Genomic DNA, 16,541 nt, shown 5'->3' on the forward strand with positions numbered 1-16,541 from the left:
GGCCGCCGCCGGGCCGCCCCGCTGCGCCCCGCTTCGTCGGCAGCGACGGGCGCGCGCCGACCCTCCCCCCCACCCCCCGCGCCCCCGCCCACGCTCGGCGGCGGCCCCGGCTGGAGCGGTCGCCTCAGGCGGCGGGCGACCAGTAGTCACCCGCCATGACGATGTAGACGAGCATCTTTATCGTCTCGCCGTAGTACGTGTCGCCGTACGGGTTGGTGGCCAGGAAGTTCCACAGCTTGTCGGTCCAGCCCTGGTCCCCGGCGGCCATGGCGGCGACACCGACCGGGTCGTTGGCCGCCTCGGACTGGTCGTCGGTCTGGGTGGGGGTGCCGTCGAGCTTCGTGTGCGGGTAGATCTTGGCCGGGTCGCCGCCCGCGTGGCTCTTGTAGCTCGCGGACTCCTTCGTCGCGACGCCGACGCTCACGGACGAGCCGTAGAGCAGGGCGTCGGTGCCGATGTGCCACGGCACGCGCACGGAGTTGTATCCGACGATGTTGTCCGGCTGGCTCTCCTGGTAGTCGGCGGGGGCCGGCTTCGGGCCGGTGGTGTTCGCGTTCACCACGAAGTCCGACAGCAGGTTCGCGGTGGGGGAGTACTTGGCGGTGAACTCCTGGATCACGGCCTCAGTGCGGGTGACGACCTTGTTCCAGTCGTGCGCCGGGTCGTACGCGGCGAAGGCGCGGAGGTGGTCGAGCATGTGGTCGGACGGGCGCGTGTCGGTGTCCGGCCCGTCGTCCTCGCACTTGAGATGCCCGTCGGGGGCCACGTCCGCGGCGTAGAGCTTGGCGAGCCAGTCCTTGGCGGCGGTGGCGTACCCGCCCCACTGCCGGTCGGCGAGGATGAGGCCGTAGCCGACGTCCAGGTCGCCGTCGGTCGCGGCGTCCGGTGTGCCCGAGTCGGCGTACTTGCAGGAGCTGCCGTCGATCTTCCACTGCATCATGCCCTGGGAGTCGCGGTGCGTCGACGCGACGTGCCAGAGACCGTCGAACTCCGTCTGGGCGTTCGCGTCGTACCCGGCCATCAACGGCACGATGTTCATTCCATAGCCCTGCGCTTCCGAGACGGTGCCCTTGTTCGGCGCGTCCCCGGTCGCGTAGACGAGGTACCCGCCGCAGGCGGCGCGCAGGTACTTGCTCTTCCAGGAGTCGTACTGCTTCTTGACTGCGGCGTCCCGTGCGGACTGGCTCGCGGACGGCAGGACGCCGGTCCGATAGGTCACATGCGCGGGGAAGGGGTGGGCGGGCGCGGCGGCCGCCCGGTCCGGCCGGGGATCGGCGGTCGACGCGCCGGCGACCGGGCCGGTCATGGTGATGGGGAGGAGGGAGAGAGCGGCGACCACGGTCGCCATGGCAGTGGTCCGGGCCTTTCGGTGGAACATGGCGGGCTCCTCGGAGGGGACACTGCGCCGCCGGTCCGGCATGCCGGAACTTCCCGACGGCTTGTTAGGAAGGTTTCCTAACAAGCTCCGAGGATGAGTCGATTCCGCCCGTACGTCAATAGGGAACGGCGAACGAACCGGGGCGGGCCCGGGGAGACCCCGACCCGCCCCGTGGTCGTTCGTCAGTGGTGGTGGCGCACCACGTGGTGGACGACCACGTGGTGATGCACCACGTGGTGGTGAGAGTGCCCGCAGGCCGACAGTGCCAGCAACGCCGGCACGAACCCCACGACCGCCGCCGTCGCCAGCCGGATCCGCCGAACCTTCACGTCTTCCTCCGAGAGAGTCGCACCTTCAGGCTTCATCCGGCTTCCCCGGAGAAAACCTCCATGAACGAGATTACAGACGCGCCGCGGCGTTGATCGGTTCCAGCCGATTGTCCCTTAGGCGACGGCCCTGCCGGTGTCTCCCGGTCACAGCCCCATGCAGGCGAGGGCGCGCTGGAAGGCCGCCTTCTGGCCGTCGGCCTGGCCCGCCGCACCCAGCAACTCCGCCAGGTCGAACCAAGCGCGGGCCGCGGGCCGGTGCGCCTCCATCTTCTCCAGGTAGTCGACTGCCTGGAACAGGGCGGCCACCGCCTCATCCCGCTGGCCGAGGCGCGCCTGTGCGTCGGAGAGCACCGTGTAGGCCTCGGCGATGACCTGCCCCGCGGTGTCGCCGAGAAGGTCGGCCGCCTGCCGGGCCAGGCTCGCGGCCTCCACCGGGTTGCCGAGCACGATCTCGGCGCGAGCCTGGTGCAGCAGGCAGGAGGCGAGGTCGACGGTGCTGGTCGCGGTGGACTCCATCTCGCGCTGCGCGTGCCGGAGCACTTCGAGTGCCTCCGCCGCCCGGTCCGGCCGCGCGCAGAGCAGGAAGTGACCGTAGGCCCCCCGGAGCCGGCTCAGGTTGCGGGCGTCGTCCTCCTCGCCCAGGAGCGCGATGGCGCGCTCGGCCAACCTGAGCGCGCCCGGCGCGTCGCCGCTGAGCTCCGCCGCCCACGCGGCGTTCCAGTAGGCGGCCATCCGCGCCTTGGGCGTGCCGATGGCCTCCGCCCGCGTGGTCAGCATGTCGGCGAACTGGCGCGCGTAGGCGAGGTCACCGCGATGGATGTACGCCGCGAGGATCGTGGACCCGAGCATCACCATCGCATCGCTCCACTGGCCGCCCATCACGGTGAGCTGGTCGAGGGCCTCCTCTCCCACCTGGATGCTGGTCGTCAGGTCGCCGAGCTGCCGGTGACAGCGGATCAGCGCGGTGTGGACCTTCGCCCACTGGTCGGGCTCGGTGGTGGGCGAGATCATCCCCGCCGCGCGCTCCAGCTCGCCGAGCGCCTCCTTCAGCGCGCCGGTCGCTTCCAACGCGAGGGCGTGCCCCCAGCACGCTTCGTGTGCGAGCCCGGGAATATCGGTCACGGCGGGATGGGCCGAAACCTCGGCGAAACGAATCCGCGCCTCGTCGGCCGCGCCGTTCTCCAGAGCGATGTGCGCGTAGCGCAAAGTCTCCCGGAGACCGGCGATCGCCTCCTCGCTCACGCCGGTCAGCAGGTAGGACTCGGAACAGTCGAGCTTGCGGGCCAGCAACGCGATCATGCTCGGCGCCGGCGTGCGCTTGCCGCTTTCGATGAGCGAGACGTAGCTGTCGGAGAGCTCAGGCCAGGCGAGCTGTGCCTGAGACAGGTTCTTGCGCAGCCGCAAAGTCCGAATCCGTTCACCGAGTGATTCTTGCCCTGGCATCTCGCCCGCCTCTAGAAGAAAATGACACTGCCACAGGAAAGGATAAGAAAGAATGTCACGTCTGCGCAGGGTCGTAGCCCTGGTCTTCGTTTCGACTATCGGGTCACTGATCGTGAGCGGAACCGTCGGTTCCGTCACGTCGGCGTCCGCCGGGACGGCGGGGTCGAGCACCTCGGTAACCGTTGCCCTGTCCGTGCCCGCACCGGGCGACCTCACCTGCTGCTGATCGAGGTCCGAACCGTGGCTCCGTAGTACGAGCGCGGATGTTCGGATTTGTGGTGGGGTGGCCCGCCGGGAGGCGACTCCACCACAAACCCCGAGTTCACGGTGATGCCGGTCGACCGGCAGGGTCATACGGGCGTGCTGGAATCAGCATCCCCATCGCGGTGTTGTCGAGTGACATGGCGGCCCGACGGGTGGCCGGCATTCGATGACGAGGAGCTCCAATGGCCACGACGACCCTGACCGCCGAGAACTTCGACAAGACGGCGAGCGGCGACGGCATCGTGCTGGTCGACTTCTGGGCGAGCTGGTGCGGGCCGTGCCGGATGTTCGCGCCGATTTACGAGGAGGCCTCGGCCACGCACGAGGACATCGTCTTCGGCAAGGTCGACACCGAGGCCGAGCAGGACCTGGCCGTGCGATTCGACATCACGTCGATCCCGACCATCATGGCGATCCGCGACGGCGTCATCGTGTTCGCCCAGCCCGGCGCGCTTCCCGCCGAGTCGCTGGAGAGCCTGATCGAGCAGGTGCGCGCCCTGGACATGGACGACGTGCGCAGCCGCCTGGCCAAGAAGGCCTGACCTGAACGACGGAGTCCGGTCGGCGACGCCGACCGGACTCTCACCGTGGTCCGCCGGTCAGGACCGGGATCAGGACAGGACCGGGATCAGGACAGGACCGGGATCAGGCAGAGACCGAAGATCGCGTAGAAGACGGCCGCCACGGTCAGGGTCCGCCCGGAGAGGCGGCCCTTCCACAGCATCGCCAGCAGGTAGACCATGGCCGCCATCGTCACCACTCCCGCCAGGAGCAGGGCGTGGTCGAACCGCCAGGGCGTGAACAGGATGCCCAGTCCGGACGGCACGGTGGCCTGGATCATCATCGCGCCGCTGATGTTGGCGAGGGCGAGAGGCGTCTTGCCCTGGCGCACCCAGATGATCGCGTTCATGATCTCGGGCAGCTCGGTGGCGATGGGGGACAGCAGCAGCGCGGTGACCGACGCGGAGAGGCCGATCATCGGGCCGATCGCGTCGAGTTGGTGCACGAACAGCTGTGACGCGAAGAAGATGATCACAAGGGTGACGAGGGTCTGGGTGACGACGGCCCACGTCGCGGGCACCTCGCGACGGCGCTGCAGGAGCAGCGGCTCGAGGTCGGCGCCGTCGCCGTGCTCACCGCCGTCGCGCAGCTCCCGCCAGAAGTAGACGGCGTACGCGGCGAAGAACAGCAGGCCGAGCCACGGCTTGAACGCGAAGGCCACCAGCCCCACCGCCACCTTGACGACGAAGATCGCCAGGAACCAGCGCTGGTCACGGGCGAGCTTGCGGACGTCACCGAGGTCCTCCCGCGGCGGAGCCTCGTCCGGGAGGTCGGGAGACGCGGTCGCGGCGGCTCCGGCGCCGACGGGGGTGGCCGTACGGGCGGCGGCCTGAACCTTCCGCCGTCGCGTCAGCAGCACGAAGCCCGTCACACCGTAGGCCACGGTGGCCAGCGCCAGCGGACCGCCCATCGCCGCGCCGACCCCGATGTCCTTCTGCTGGGCGCCCGAGCCGAACACCACGGCGACGAAGGTCACGACGCTCTCGGGGAGCGCCGTGCCGAACGCGGCCAGCAGGGTCCCCACGGCGAGCGGCCCGACCTTCAGCCGGACGCCGAGCCACTCGACGGCGTTGACGAACCACTCACAGGACAAATAGATCGCGATGGCGCAGGCCAGCAGGATCACGACGTGCAGCATGTGTTCCTCGAAGATCGGCCACCGTGAGACAGAGAGCGGACCTCGGCTCACGGTGATCAGCGGTCACCGACAGCCGAAGGTCTCGTCCACCCCTGTCATGGGGCCCGGGCACCGGGAGCGCTCAGGCGCTCCAGTATGTCGACGACCGGCCGGCGGGACTACTCCCCTTCGCGGCGCCCAGCTTACTCGACGTGACGACCTCCCGTTCAACGCCCAGAAGTGCTCGCATTCCGCGATACTCGTTCGGTCGCCACCACTTATCCTGATCTTGGAGGCAGTGCCGCATGTCCACCGAACCGTCCGCTTCGGAGCCTCTCTCGTCCGGGGCCGATCGGCGGCGGTTCCTCCTGGTGGGCGCGGCCGCCGCGGCCGGGCTCGGGACGGGGCTCGGCCTGCTGTCGAAGGGCGGGGCCGGCCGCCCGGCGAACCGGCACGGCGCGGCGGCGCGGGGAACACCCGCGGCCCGCTCGCGGTACCTGCAGATCGTCGCGCACGAGGACGACGACCTGCTCTTCATGACCCCTGACCTGTCCGAGTCGCTGCGGGCCGGATCGCCGCACCTGACCGTCTACCTCAGCGCGGGGGAGAGCAAGGCCGGCGTCCCGCCGGACACCCACGACGTCAACGCCTACGTCGCCGAGCGGGAGAACGGCCTACGGGCGGCGTACGCGCTCATGCTCGGCGTCCGCAACCGCTGGCGGCGGGAGACCCTCAGCGTCGGGACGCTGCGGCTGCTCTCGTACATCCTCGTCGACCGGCCGGACATCCGGCTGGTGTTCCTCCTGGTGCCGGACGGGCGTGACCCGCGGGCCAGTCTGGGGTGGCACACACTGGGCAAGCTGTGGAGCGCCACCGACCACGCGGACGTGTGCGGATGGACGCAGGCGCCGGACGGGTCGCCGTACCGGCGGTGCCTGAGCCGGGAGGACGTGCTGAGCGCGCTCACGGGCCTGATGCAGAGTTTCCGGCCGACGGTCGTGCGCTCCCAGGACACGGCGCCGGACGAGAGGTACAGCGCGGACCACCCCGATCACATCGCGGCGGCCCACTTCGCCGCCGAGGCGGTACGGCGCCACGCCGCGAGCCATCCCGAGCAACTGCTCCTGCAGGTCAACTACCGGGACTACAACGTCCGCAATCTCGCGGTGAACCTCAGCGCGGCCGACAACCGGTACAAGCAGCGCGTGTTCGCGGCCTACTCCGCGCACGACTACCGCATCAACGCCGAGAACCCCCACTGGGACGCCTACGAGGCGCGCATGGTCTACCGGTGGCCGCGCGGCACCGGCTTCACCGCCGCGGACGCCGTGTACGCGGTGGGGGCGGGCCGCCTGCTCGTCTGGCGGCGAACGAACGGCGGCTGGTCGGCGCCGCGGTCACTCGGCGACCCGGGCGGCCCCCTCGCCCCGGCCGTGGCCGCGGCCGGGCCGGTGGTCCTCGGCCTGCGCTCCGACACCGGTGAGGTCGTCGCGTACGGCCAGGGGCGCTGGCGGTCGCTCGGCCGTCCCGATCCGAAGAAGGTCCACAACCAGGCCGGCGTTCCGGTGGCCGTGGTCGACGGCTCCGGCATGATCGCCGCGTTCGTGCGCAACGGGCGCGGCGGCGTGAGCGCCCGGTTCCTCGGCACGGGCGGCTGGAGCCGCGCGTGGACCGACCTGCCGGGAGTCGACCTGAAGCAGGTCATCTCGCCGCAGCCGACGAAGAAACACCATCGGTACGGCGACGTCCAGGACGGCCTGGCCGCGGTCGTCACCGACGCCGGGACGATCGAACTGTTCGCCGCGACCCGCTCGCAGATCCTGTGGTGGCGTCAGCGCGAGCCGGGCAAGCCGCTCGTGTTCGCCGGGGCCCTGCCGGTGGCGGGCGCGATCGCACCGCTGGCCGCCGAGGCGGTCGGCGACCGGATCCAGGTGATGTTCCGTGAGCCGTGGACCGGCCGGACCCTGGCGATCTCCCGCGCCATGTCGTCCGCCGTCTGGGACGGCACCCTGGCCGTCCGGGCCGTGGCCCACCTCGACGGCGAGCCGCCCGTCATCGGCGCTTCGCCGCCCTATCAGGTGATCGGGGTGCCCGCGCCGCTGCCGGACGGCTCGCAGGTGTGCGCCCTCGGCGCCGACGGGCGGCTGCACGTGGCGCCGCGCTCGGCCGCCAGAAAGGCCGCGTGGCGGGCGGTCGGCCGCTGATACCATGGGCCCGTGGCGACCATCTTCGAGACGACGACGCCGGGCGAGCCCCGGCGCGACGGTCGCCTGCACTGACCTGCACGGCCGAGGCCCCGGGAGCGATCCCGGGGCCTCGATGCTGTCCCGGTTCGCTCCCGCCACGCGAGAGGAGCGACCATGGAGTCGATGGCGTCCCCCGGACCCGCACAATCGATAGCATTCGATCCCGACATCCCTGACCATCGAGGAGTTCCCGTGTCTGAGCTGCGCATCACCCTCGACGGAAGCGAGCGTGTGGTGGCGGCCGGCACCACCGCCGGAGAAGCGCTCGACGCCGACGGCCGCACCGTCATCGCCGCCCGCGTCGGCGGCCAGGCGCGCGACCTGGCGCACGTCCTGCGTGACGGCGACGTCGTCGAGCCCATCCAGATCGACTCACCCGAGGGCCGCGCCATCATGCGCCACTCCGCCGCGCACGTCATGGCGCAGGCGGTGCAGGAGCTGTTCCCCGAGGCCAAGCTCGGCATCGGCCCGCCCGTCGAGAACGGCTTCTACTACGACTTCGACGTCGAGCACCCGTTCCAGCCCGATGACCTCAAGCGCATCGAGAAGCGGATGCGGGAGATCGTCAAGCAGGGGCAGCGCTTCTCCCGCCGGGTCGTCGCCGACGACGATGCCCGCGAGGAGCTCGCCGCCGAGCCGTACAAGCTGGAGCTGATCGGTCTCAAGGGCGCAGCGGCGGACGAGGAGAGCGTGGAGGTCGGCGGCGGTGAGCTGACCATCTACGACAACCTCGACGCCAAGTCCGGCGAGCTGCGCTGGAAGGACCTGTGCCGCGGCCCGCACCTGCCGACCACCCGGGTGATCCCCGCGTTCAAGCTGATGCGCTCCGGCGGGGCGTACTGGCGCGGCAGCGAGAAGAACCCGCAGCTCCAGCGCATCTACGGCACCGCGTGGGAGTCCCGCGAGCGCCAGGACGAATACCTCAAGATGCTCGAGGAGGCCGAGCGGCGCGATCACCGCAAGCTCGGCGCCGAGCTCGACCTGTTCTCCTTCCCCAGCGAGATCGGCAGCGGCCTCGCGGTCTTCCACCCCAAGGGCGGCGTCGTCCGCAGGGTCCTGGAGGACTACTCCCGTCGGCGGCACGAGGAGGAGGGGTACGAGTTCGTCAACACCCCGCACATCACCAAGGGCGACCTGTTCCAGACCTCCGGCCACCTCGGCTGGTACAAGGACGACATGTTCCCGCCCATGGAGCTGGATGGGGCGGAGTACTACCTCAAGCCGATGAACTGCCCGATGCACAACCTGATCTTCGACGCGCGCGGGCGGTCCTACCGGGAGCTGCCGCTGCGGCTGTTCGAATTCGGCAGCGTCTACCGGTTCGAGAAGTCCGGCGTCGTGCACGGCCTCACCCGCGTGCGCGGCATGACCCAGGACGACGCGCACATCTACTGCACCCGCGAGCAGATGGGCGACGAGATCAAGAGCCTGCTCGCCTTCGTGCTCGGCCTCCTGCGCGACTACGGACTGAGCGAGTTCTACCTCGAGCTGTCCACCCGCGACGAGTCGGAAAAGTTCATCGGCTCCGACGAGGATTGGGAGGAGGCCACCGCCGCGCTGCGGCAGGCCGCCGACGAGTCCGGCCTCGACCTCGTCGCCGACCCCGGCGGCGCGGCCTTCTACGGCCCGAAGATCTCCGTCCAGGCCAAGGACGCCATCGGCCGCACCTGGCAGCTGTCGACCATCCAGGTCGACTTCAACCAGCCGAAGCGGTTCGGCCTGGAGTACCAGGCCGCCGACGGCTCCCGGCAGCAGCCCGTCATGATCCACCGGGCGCTGTTCGGGTCGATCGAACGGTTCTTCGGCGTGCTGCTGGAGCACTACGCGGGCGCGCTGCCGCCGTGGCTCGCCCCGGTGCAGGCGGTCGGCATCCCCATCGCCGACGACCACGTCCCGCACCTGCGCAAGATCGCGGCCAAGCTCCGCGAGCGGGGCATCCGGGTCGAGGTCGACACCTCCTCCGACCGAATGCAGAAGAAGATCCGCAACGCGCAGAAGCAGAAGGTGCCGTACATGCTGCTGGCCGGCGACGACGACGTCGCCAAGGACGCCGTGTCGTTCCGCTACCGGAACGGCGAGCAGAAGAACGGCGTCTCCATCGACGAGGCCGTCGACGAGATCGTCAAGGCCGTCGAGAGCCGCATCCAGATCTGAGACGCCTTTTGACCCCTGGCGTGTGCTGCGCCAAGAACGCAGCACACGCCAGCGAGCTCTCTCAAACGCCGCGTCCAACTCGGGTACTCGCCTCGACCTTTTCATTCCCATGCGCGTTGCGGATGTCGCGGCAGCGCATCCTGGACGGTAGCGTTCAGTTGGACGTTGTACTCGATGAGGCGGCGCTTCGCCGGTCCGTCGGTGGCTCGGAAGTGATGAACGCCCAGATCAGGCACATCCTCACTGCGGCCGACCGCCCGAACGTCGATATTCGCGTCTTGCCTTTCACCGTAGGCGCGCACGCCAGCCCGGACGGTGGGTTTCGACTTATCAAGATGGCGGATCCATTTCCCAAGGTCGCGCACGTGGAGGGACCGGGAGGCTCCCTGTACGTCGAATCGGCCGAAGCGGAACGACTCGCCGCCAGATACGATCGCCTGCGAGAGTCTGCGCTAGACCCCGATGACTCCATCGGCTTCATTACGGCCTTGGGGAAGGAGCTGGCATGACCGGATCCCCGGATCCCTTTTGGCGAGTCAGTACCCATAGTTCCGAGGGCAGCGGTAACTGCGTCGAGGTGGCTGTCGTAACGGCCTGACATGAATGACCGAGCGCTCGTTCGGGACCCGTGGGCGGGGTGCTCGGGAGGCGGCCCTATGCTGCTGGCATGACCGAGTCCGACCATGAGGAACAGTACGGAGTCGGGGAGCCCGACCAGTTCCAGCGCCTGTGGACCCCGCACCGGATGGCCTACATCAAGGGTGAGAGCAAGCCCACCGGGGCGGGAGCGGACGACGGCTGCCCGTTTTGCGAGATCCCGAAGATGAGCGACGAGGACGGTCTGATCGTCCGGCGCGGGGACAGCGCGTTCGTCGTCCTCAACCTCTACCCGTACAACTCCGGTCACCTCATGGTGTGCCCGTACCGGCACGTCGCGGACTACACCGAGCTCGACGACGCGGAGACCGCCGAGGTCGCCCGGCTCACCCAGGACGCGATCACCACGCTGCGCAAGGCGAGCGGCGCCCACGGCTTCAACGTCGGCATGAACCTCGGTACGGTCGCCGGCGCGGGCATCGCCGCCCACCTCCACCAGCACATCGTGCCCCGGTGGGGTGGGGACACCAACTTCATGCCGGTCATCGGCCAGACGAAGGTGCTGCCCCAACTGCTGCGGGAGACCCGCCAGCTCATCGCGGATGCCTGGCCGCACGACTGAGGCTCGGTCGAGGCCTCAGCGGAAGTTCCGCGCGGCGAGCAACCATTCCGGCGTGCCCCGCATGTAAGTGATATGAGATTGAAGATCGCTGCGGAGCGGGGCGCGGCCTGGCACGGACCGCGCGACGGCGCCGGCGGCGCATCGCCGGAGTATGCCCTGGCGGCGGAGCCCGATGTCGCCACAGGGCAGGACCACGGCTCGGCCGTGGTCCTGACAGCCGTCTTCCGCCGACACCACCTGGAACTCGTCCGGATGGCGTTGTTCATCGTCGGGGACCAGGCCACCGCCGAGGACGTCGTCCAGGACGCCTTCGCGGCCGTGCACCGCCGGATCGACAGGTTGCGCGATCCCGAGAAGCCGTTGCCGTACATCCGCACGTCGGTGATCAACGGCTGTCGCGGGGTGCTGCGCAGGCGCGCGATCGCGCGGCGCTTCGGCGGCGACTACGAACCGCCCATCTGGTCGGCGGAGTCGGCCGCGCTGCTGGGGGAGGACCGCCGTGAGGTCTTCGTCGCGCTCCGATCGCTGCCGCGCCGCCAGCGTGAGGCGCTGGTGCTGCGCTACTACCTCGATCTCTCCGAAGCCGAGATCGCCGAGGTGATGGGCGTCAGCCGTGGCACCGTCAAGTCGACCACCTCCCGGGCGCTCGCCGCGCTCGCCACCAAGCTCGGGGAGGAAGCATGACCAGGACCGAAGATCGTCTTCGCCAAGCCTTCACCGAGGGGGCCCGTACGGTGCGGCCGGAAACGGTACGGCCGCTGTCCCTCCCGAGATCTCGCCGGCGGTTTCCGTGGGCGGTGCCGGCGATGAGCGCGGTCGCGGTGGCCTTCTCGGTCGCCCTCGTCGTGATGGTCAGTGGGCGCTCGCAGCCGGACGCGGCGGCGGGAGGCGGCGGACCGGCCTTCATCGTGGCGGCGACCGGGTTCGGCGAGCTCCCGAAGGGCGCGTCGCGGGTCGAGGTCCGCGGCTCCAGGACGGAGCAGCTGTACGACACCAGGGCGGCGTCGCACGGCCTGACCTTCCAGTACGTCGGCGCCGCTCAGGACAACCGGACCTTCTTCGTGATGGAGGTGCCGATCCGGCAGACCGCGTGCAACACCATCCACATCTACCGCATGCGGGTCGCCGACAGCGGCAAGATCTCCTCCTTCACCCCGTTGGGAACGCGGATCCAGGGCGGGACCATGCGCCGGGAGGCGCTGCCAGGAGGGCTCGCCGTCTCCCCGGACGGCAAAAAGCTCGCCTACGCGGTGCTGCCCTGTGGCATCCCGGCGGACCGTCTCTTCTACAAGATCGGCGTGGTCGATCTGCGGACCGGCGCGCAACGGGAGTGGACGGACCCGCGGGAGAGCGTCGTCTCCAGTCTGTCCTGGACAGCCGACGACCGTAAGGTCGCCTTCCTCCGCCGGGAACCCACCCATCAGCCGGACGACGGGAACCACCCGTTGACCAAGAACGGTGTGGTCAGGCTCCTGGACACGGACGCGAACGGCTCCAGCCTGCTGTCGAGCAGGATCCTGGTCCGCCAGTCCGCGCGGCTGACGAACCTCTGGGCGGCCGCGATCAGCGGGGACGGGGACACGATCAGCGTGGTGGGGGAGTACACGCCGCTCGACGGGGCGTACACGATCTGCGAGATCGCCGTCGCCGACGGTCGGGTGCTCCGCACGCTCTACCACGAGACCATGGACGGACAGCCTGTGCCTCCGCTTCCCAACTGGTCCGGGCGCGTCGCGCTTCGAACCGATCCGAGCGGTCGTCACCTGCTGTTCCACGACGGTGGGAACCTGAACGACGTCGGGTTCGGTCGTATCGACGACGGCCGGTTCCGTACGCTGCAGCACACCGACGCCCATGACGAGGCGTTCGACCCGGACGACCTCGCCTGGTGACGGGAGCCGCTGAGGCACCGCCGTGGGTCCGATACCGGCAGGGCCCGCGGCGAGCCGTCGGCTCCGCCCCGCACCGGTGGCGGTTGACCGGCTCGGCGAGAATGAGGCTCATGGGGCGACCGGTTCTGGTGTACGACGGGGACTGCGGCATCTGTACGAAGGCCGTCCGGCTCATCGGGGACACCGGGCCGTCCGAGGGGCGTCGGCTGCGGGTGCCGGCGGACGCCGAGGTCGTCGCCTTCCAGGACGCGGACCTGGCGGCGCTCGGCACGACCGCCGAGCGTGCCGCGTACGAGGTGCTCTGGATCGAGGCCGGTCGCGTCCACGGCGGAGCGCAGGCGGTGGCCCGGGTGCTGATCAGTGCCGGCGGGTGCTGGCGGCCGCTCGGTCTCCTCGTCCGGGTCGCGCCGTTCCGCTGGGCCGCGCACGGGCTGTACCGCCTGATCGCGAACAACCGGCACCGGCTGCCGGGCGGCACCCCGGCCTGCGTCCTGCCCGCTGCCGAGCGCCCCGGAGCCCGCTGAGCGGCGGGCGAGGTCGTCGCGGCCCTGGCGTTTGGAGATGCGGGCGTGGAAGGTCAGCCGACCGAGGGGTCGCCGTCCGCCGTCACTGCGCCGGGCGCGTGCCCGGGGCGGCGGCGCCCGCCTGGATCAGTTCGGAGACGGTGACGAACTCGAAACCCTTGGCGCGCAGCCCGCGGATCATCGGGGAGAGGTTCCGCAGCGCCACGAGGCGGTCCTGGTGGCCGGTGTCGTGCGCGAGCAGGATCGTGCCCGGCGCGGTGTTGTTCACGATGTAGTCGACCAGCTTGGGCGGATGCTTCTCGTACGTCTTCTCCAGCATCTTGATCGACCACAGGACGAGGTTGTAGCCGAGAACGCCCGCCGCGCTGAGCGTCGTGCCGCCGATGTTGCCGTACGGCGGGCGCAGGTGCCGCGGCTCCCGTCCGGTGATCTCCGAGATGGCGGCGTGCGCCCGCCGCATCTGGGACAGCGCCGCCGGGTGGTCGAGTTGCGCGAGGTTCCGGTGCGCCCAGGTGTGGTTGCCGGCCTCATGCCGGTCCATCCGGCCGTGCACGAGGCGGGCGTTGCGCACGAGGCGCTGCCCGACGAGGAAGAACGTCGCCTTGACCTTCTCCTCGTCCAGGATGTCGTGGACCATCGGCGTCCAGTTCGGCATCGGGCCGTCGTCGAAGGTGAGGGCCACCAGTTTCTGGGAGGTGTTCACCGCCCAGGTCACGTCGACGTGCCCCTCGCCCGGCCGCCACGGCCCCGCCGACGGCACGGCCATCGCCGAGTGGGGCGTGGCGGGTGCCGCCTCCGCCGAGTCGATCGCCGCTCCGGCGGCCAGTCCGACCGCCGCCCCCGCGCCACCGAGCGCCACGGCGCGCAGAACCGAGCGTCTGCCGTGCTCCTCAGCCCCCGTATCAGCCATGCCGAGATCATCTCAAACGGTTGGTTAACAAATCGTCATCCCGGAGGATGAGCGATTTGTCCTCCCAGGCGCTCTGGCGTGCCGTGTCACCCGTACGCCGGGCGTACGGGTGACACGGCGCACGGGCTACTCCTTCGCCTCGGCGACGACCTTCTCGGCGAGGTGCGACGGCAGCGGCTCGTACCGCAGGAACGAGCGGCTGAACGTCCCGGTGCCGTGCGACATCGACCGCAGGTCGATGGCGTACCGCGTGATCTCCAGCTGCGGGACCTCCGCCTTGATCAGCGAACGCCCGCCGGCGACGGTCTCGGTGCCGAGCACCCGCCCGCGCCGGGACGACAGGTCCGACATCACCGCGCCGACGTAGTCGTCCGCGACCAGCACCGACACCTCGTCGACCGGCTCCAGCAGCAGGATCTGTGTCTTGCCCGCCGCGTCCTTGAGCGCCAGTTGCCCGGCGGTCTGGAAGGCCATGTCCGAGGAGTCCACCGAGTGCGCCTTGCCGTCGTGCAGGGTGACCCGGACGTCGACGATCGGGTAGCCCGCCATGACCCCGCGCTCCATCTGCATCCGCAGGCCCTTCTCGACCGACGGGATGAACTGCCGCGGGACGACGCCGCCGACGATCTTGTCGACGAATTCGAACCCGCCGCCGGACGGCAGCGGCTCGACGTCGATGTGACAGATGCCGTACTGCCCGTGCCCGCCGCTCTGCTTGACGTGCCGGCCCAGGCCCTGGGCCTTACCGCCGAAGGTCTCTCGCAGCGGAACCCGTAGCGGCACGGTCTCCACCTCGACGCCGTACCGGCTGTGCAGCCGGTCCAGGAGCACGTCGGCGTGCGCCTCGCCCATGTTCCACAGCACGAGCTGGCGGGTCTCGGAGTTGTTCTCCAGCCGCAGCGTCGGATCCTCGGCCACCAGCCGGGCCAGTGCCTGGGACAGCTTGTCCTCGTCGGCCTTCGACTTGGCCTGGATCGCCGTCGGCAGCAGCGGATCCGGCATCGACCAGGGCGCCATCAGCAGCGGGGCGTCCTTGGAAGAGATCGTGTCGCCCGTCTCGGCGTGGGTGAGCTTGGCGACCGCGCAGATGTCCCCCGCGATGCAGGAGGACATCGTGCGCTGGGCCTTGCCCAGCGGAGAGGTGATCGCGCCGACCCGTTCGTCGATGTCGTGGTCCTCGTGGCCGCGGTCCTCCAGCCCGTGCCCGGAGACGTGCACGGTCTCGTCCGGCCGGAGCGTGCCGCAGAACACCCGGACCAGCGAGATCCGGCCGACGTACGGGTCGGAGGTGGTCTTGACGACCTCGGCCACCAGCGGCCCGCTCAGATCGCAGTTCAGGTCGCCCGCCGGTGAGCCGTCGACCTTGGTGACCGCCGGGATGCCGTGCTCGAGCGGAGACGGGAACGCCTGCGTCATCACCTCCAGCAGCTCGCGCATGCCGATCACCGGCCCGGGGTGGTCCCCGTGCGGGACCGACGTGGCCAGTACGGGATAGAAGCTGCCGCGCGCCACGGCCTTCTCCAGATCCTCGACCAAGACCTTGACGTCGATCTGCTCCCCGGAGATGTAGCGATCCATGAGCGTCTCGTCCTCGCTCTCCTGGATGATCCCCTCGATGAGGGCGCCGCGCTGCTCCGTGAGGCGGTCCAGGAACTCCGGGTCCGGGTCGCGCTCGACGCGTTCGCCGGAGGAGTAGTCGAAGCATTTGCCCGTGAGCAGGCCGATCAGGCCGGCCTCGCACGGGAAGTAGCAGGGCAGCACGCCCTCGCCGAAGGCGTCCTGGCAGGCGGTCAGCACCTCGTCGAAGTCGCCCCGCTGCTGGTCGATCTTGGTGATGACGACCGCGCGCGGCATGCCGACCAGCGCGCACTCCTCCCACAGCATCCGGGTGAGGCCGTCGACGCCGTCGACCGCGGAGACCACGAACAGTGCCGCGTCGGCCGCCCGCAGCCCGGCCCGCAGGTCGCCGACGAAGTCGGCGTAGCCCGGAGTGTCGAGGAGGTTGATCTTGATCCCCGCGTGCGTGAACGAGGCGAGCGAGAGGTTCACCGAGCGCTGCTGGCGAATCTCGACCTCGTCGTGGTCACTGACCGTCGAGCCGTCCTCGACGCGACCGGGCCGCTGGATGGTACCGGTCGCAGCGAGCAGCGCCTCGACGAGCGTCGTCTTACCCGCTCCGGAGTGGCCGACCAGCGCGATGTTGCGAATCTTGTCCGGCTGGTCGACCGTCGGTGCCCTACCGGCGGCTTGGGGAGCTGTCTTGTCCGCCACGTGCCCACCTCCAAAGGACGGATGGGTGTGACGGGCGCCACACCCGTGGTCACCACCATTACCGCCCCGGCCACATATCACAAGGGGTGACCAGGATCGGGTTGAGGCCTACCTGATATGAGCCGTTCCCACCTGCACCGACGCCACGCACTACGATTGGCCCGCCCGGGGGATGGCGCGGCTACGGCCACGGGGCGATGAAATCGCGGCCAGAACACGATCAGAGGATGGCA

The 16,541-nt window shown here is 70.0% G+C and carries 15 protein-coding genes; 9 read left to right on the top strand and 6 right to left on the bottom strand.

Annotated elements, in window-relative coordinates; genetic code table 11:
• Positions 1 to 124 precede the first annotated feature (124 nt).
• The 3 genes from AB0L00_RS41090 to AB0L00_RS41100 all read right to left on the bottom strand — a co-directional run bounded on the left by AB0L00_RS41090 (position 125) and on the right by AB0L00_RS41100 (position 3,321).
• Entirely contained in the window at positions 125 to 1,378 is a 1,254-nt protein-coding gene (locus AB0L00_RS41090; protein WP_364443102.1) for a glycosyl hydrolase family 8, read from the bottom strand.
• 182 nt (positions 1,379 to 1,560) lie between these two features.
• On the bottom strand, positions 1,561 to 1,707 hold the full coding sequence (locus AB0L00_RS41095) for a hypothetical protein (protein WP_345356467.1): 147 nt from the start codon (positions 1,705 to 1,707) through the stop codon (positions 1,561 to 1,563).
• A 144-nt stretch (positions 1,708 to 1,851) separates the two neighbouring features.
• Entirely contained in the window at positions 1,852 to 3,321 is a 1,470-nt protein-coding gene (locus AB0L00_RS41100) for a helix-turn-helix domain-containing protein (RefSeq protein WP_364443104.1), read from the bottom strand.
• 275 nt (positions 3,322 to 3,596) lie between these two features.
• On the opposite strand from AB0L00_RS41100, the gene trxA reads away from it, so the two are divergent.
• A complete protein-coding gene (trxA, locus tag AB0L00_RS41105) occupies positions 3,597 to 3,956 on the top strand; it encodes a thioredoxin (protein WP_364443105.1) in 360 nt (119 codons plus the stop codon).
• Between the two features lie 86 nt (positions 3,957 to 4,042).
• On the opposite strand, the gene AB0L00_RS41110 is transcribed toward trxA, so the two are convergent.
• Entirely contained in the window at positions 4,043 to 5,113 is a 1,071-nt protein-coding gene (locus AB0L00_RS41110) for a sodium:calcium antiporter (protein WP_364443106.1), read from the bottom strand.
• Positions 5,114 to 5,397: 284 nt separating this feature from the next.
• Here AB0L00_RS41110 and AB0L00_RS41115 point away from each other — a divergent pair, with 284 nt between their 5' ends.
• From AB0L00_RS41115 to AB0L00_RS41150, 8 genes are all read left to right on the top strand, one after another.
• Positions 5,398 to 7,296, top strand: coding sequence for a PIG-L family deacetylase (locus tag AB0L00_RS41115; protein ID WP_364443108.1), 1,899 nt, complete (start codon positions 5,398 to 5,400; stop codon positions 7,294 to 7,296).
• Between the two features lie 165 nt (positions 7,297 to 7,461).
• On the top strand, positions 7,462 to 9,492 hold the full coding sequence (gene thrS / locus AB0L00_RS41120; protein WP_364443171.1) for a threonine--tRNA ligase: 2,031 nt from the start codon (positions 7,462 to 7,464) through the stop codon (positions 9,490 to 9,492).
• A 122-nt stretch (positions 9,493 to 9,614) separates the two neighbouring features.
• Complete coding sequence (locus AB0L00_RS41125) at positions 9,615 to 10,001, top strand: DUF5753 domain-containing protein (RefSeq protein WP_364443109.1); 387 nt, start codon at positions 9,615 to 9,617, stop codon at positions 9,999 to 10,001.
• Positions 9,998 to 10,090 (top strand): DUF397 domain-containing protein, encoded by a 93-nt coding sequence (locus AB0L00_RS41130; RefSeq protein WP_364443110.1) that lies wholly within the window; start codon positions 9,998 to 10,000, stop codon positions 10,088 to 10,090. Before AB0L00_RS41125 ends, AB0L00_RS41130 begins: the two co-directional genes overlap by 4 nt.
• Positions 10,091 to 10,159: 69 nt before the next feature.
• On the top strand, positions 10,160 to 10,711 hold the full coding sequence (locus AB0L00_RS41135) for an HIT domain-containing protein (RefSeq protein ID WP_364443111.1): 552 nt from the start codon (positions 10,160 to 10,162) through the stop codon (positions 10,709 to 10,711).
• Between the two features lie 78 nt (positions 10,712 to 10,789).
• Positions 10,790 to 11,395, top strand: coding sequence for a SigE family RNA polymerase sigma factor (locus AB0L00_RS41140; RefSeq protein ID WP_345356443.1), 606 nt, complete (start codon positions 10,790 to 10,792; stop codon positions 11,393 to 11,395).
• A gap of 122 nt (positions 11,396 to 11,517) precedes the next feature.
• A complete protein-coding gene (locus AB0L00_RS41145; protein WP_364443113.1) occupies positions 11,518 to 12,603 on the top strand; it encodes a hypothetical protein in 1,086 nt (361 codons plus the stop codon).
• A 110-nt stretch (positions 12,604 to 12,713) separates the two neighbouring features.
• Entirely contained in the window at positions 12,714 to 13,127 is a 414-nt protein-coding gene (locus AB0L00_RS41150) for a DUF393 domain-containing protein (RefSeq protein WP_345356437.1), read from the top strand.
• 82 nt (positions 13,128 to 13,209) lie between these two features.
• On the opposite strand, the gene AB0L00_RS41155 is transcribed toward AB0L00_RS41150, so the two are convergent.
• A complete protein-coding gene (locus AB0L00_RS41155; RefSeq protein WP_364443114.1) occupies positions 13,210 to 14,037 on the bottom strand; it encodes a polysaccharide deacetylase family protein in 828 nt (275 codons plus the stop codon).
• Between the two features lie 126 nt (positions 14,038 to 14,163).
• The gene (locus AB0L00_RS41160; RefSeq protein ID WP_364443116.1) at positions 14,164 to 16,308 is read right to left on the bottom strand and encodes an elongation factor G-like protein EF-G2; all 2,145 of its coding nucleotides are present in this window, start codon (positions 16,306 to 16,308) and stop codon (positions 14,164 to 14,166) included.
• Positions 16,309 to 16,541 lie beyond the last annotated feature (233 nt).

The sequence above is a fragment of the Actinoallomurus sp. NPDC052308 genome (genome assembly GCF_040679195.1).
Classification (GTDB): domain Bacteria; phylum Actinomycetota; class Actinomycetes; order Streptosporangiales; family Streptosporangiaceae; genus Actinoallomurus; species Actinoallomurus liliacearum.

What these genes read in the sequence shown, in the direction of transcription:
- AB0L00_RS41090 (WP_364443102.1), bottom strand. Translation starts at nt 1,378, where the DNA reads ATGTTCCACCGAAAGGCCCGGACCACTGCCATGGCGACCGTGGTCGCC.
- trxA (WP_364443105.1), top strand. Translation starts at nt 3,597, where the DNA reads ATGGCCACGACGACCCTGACCGCCGAGAACTTCGACAAGACGGCGAGC.
- AB0L00_RS41110 (WP_364443106.1), bottom strand. Translation starts at nt 5,113, where the DNA reads ATGCTGCACGTCGTGATCCTGCTGGCCTGCGCCATCGCGATCTATTTG.
- AB0L00_RS41115 (WP_364443108.1), top strand. Translation starts at nt 5,398, where the DNA reads ATGTCCACCGAACCGTCCGCTTCGGAGCCTCTCTCGTCCGGGGCCGAT.
- thrS (WP_364443171.1), top strand. Translation starts at nt 7,462, where the DNA reads ATGGCGTCCCCCGGACCCGCACAATCGATAGCATTCGATCCCGACATC.
- AB0L00_RS41125 (WP_364443109.1), top strand. Translation starts at nt 9,615, where the DNA reads ATGTCGCGGCAGCGCATCCTGGACGGTAGCGTTCAGTTGGACGTTGTA.
- AB0L00_RS41130 (WP_364443110.1), top strand. Translation starts at nt 9,998, where the DNA reads ATGACCGGATCCCCGGATCCCTTTTGGCGAGTCAGTACCCATAGTTCC.
- AB0L00_RS41135 (WP_364443111.1), top strand. Translation starts at nt 10,160, where the DNA reads ATGACCGAGTCCGACCATGAGGAACAGTACGGAGTCGGGGAGCCCGAC.
- AB0L00_RS41145 (WP_364443113.1), top strand. Translation starts at nt 11,518, where the DNA reads ATGAGCGCGGTCGCGGTGGCCTTCTCGGTCGCCCTCGTCGTGATGGTC.
- AB0L00_RS41150 (WP_345356437.1), top strand. Translation starts at nt 12,714, where the DNA reads ATGGGGCGACCGGTTCTGGTGTACGACGGGGACTGCGGCATCTGTACG.
- AB0L00_RS41155 (WP_364443114.1), bottom strand. Translation starts at nt 14,037, where the DNA reads ATGGCTGATACGGGGGCTGAGGAGCACGGCAGACGCTCGGTTCTGCGC.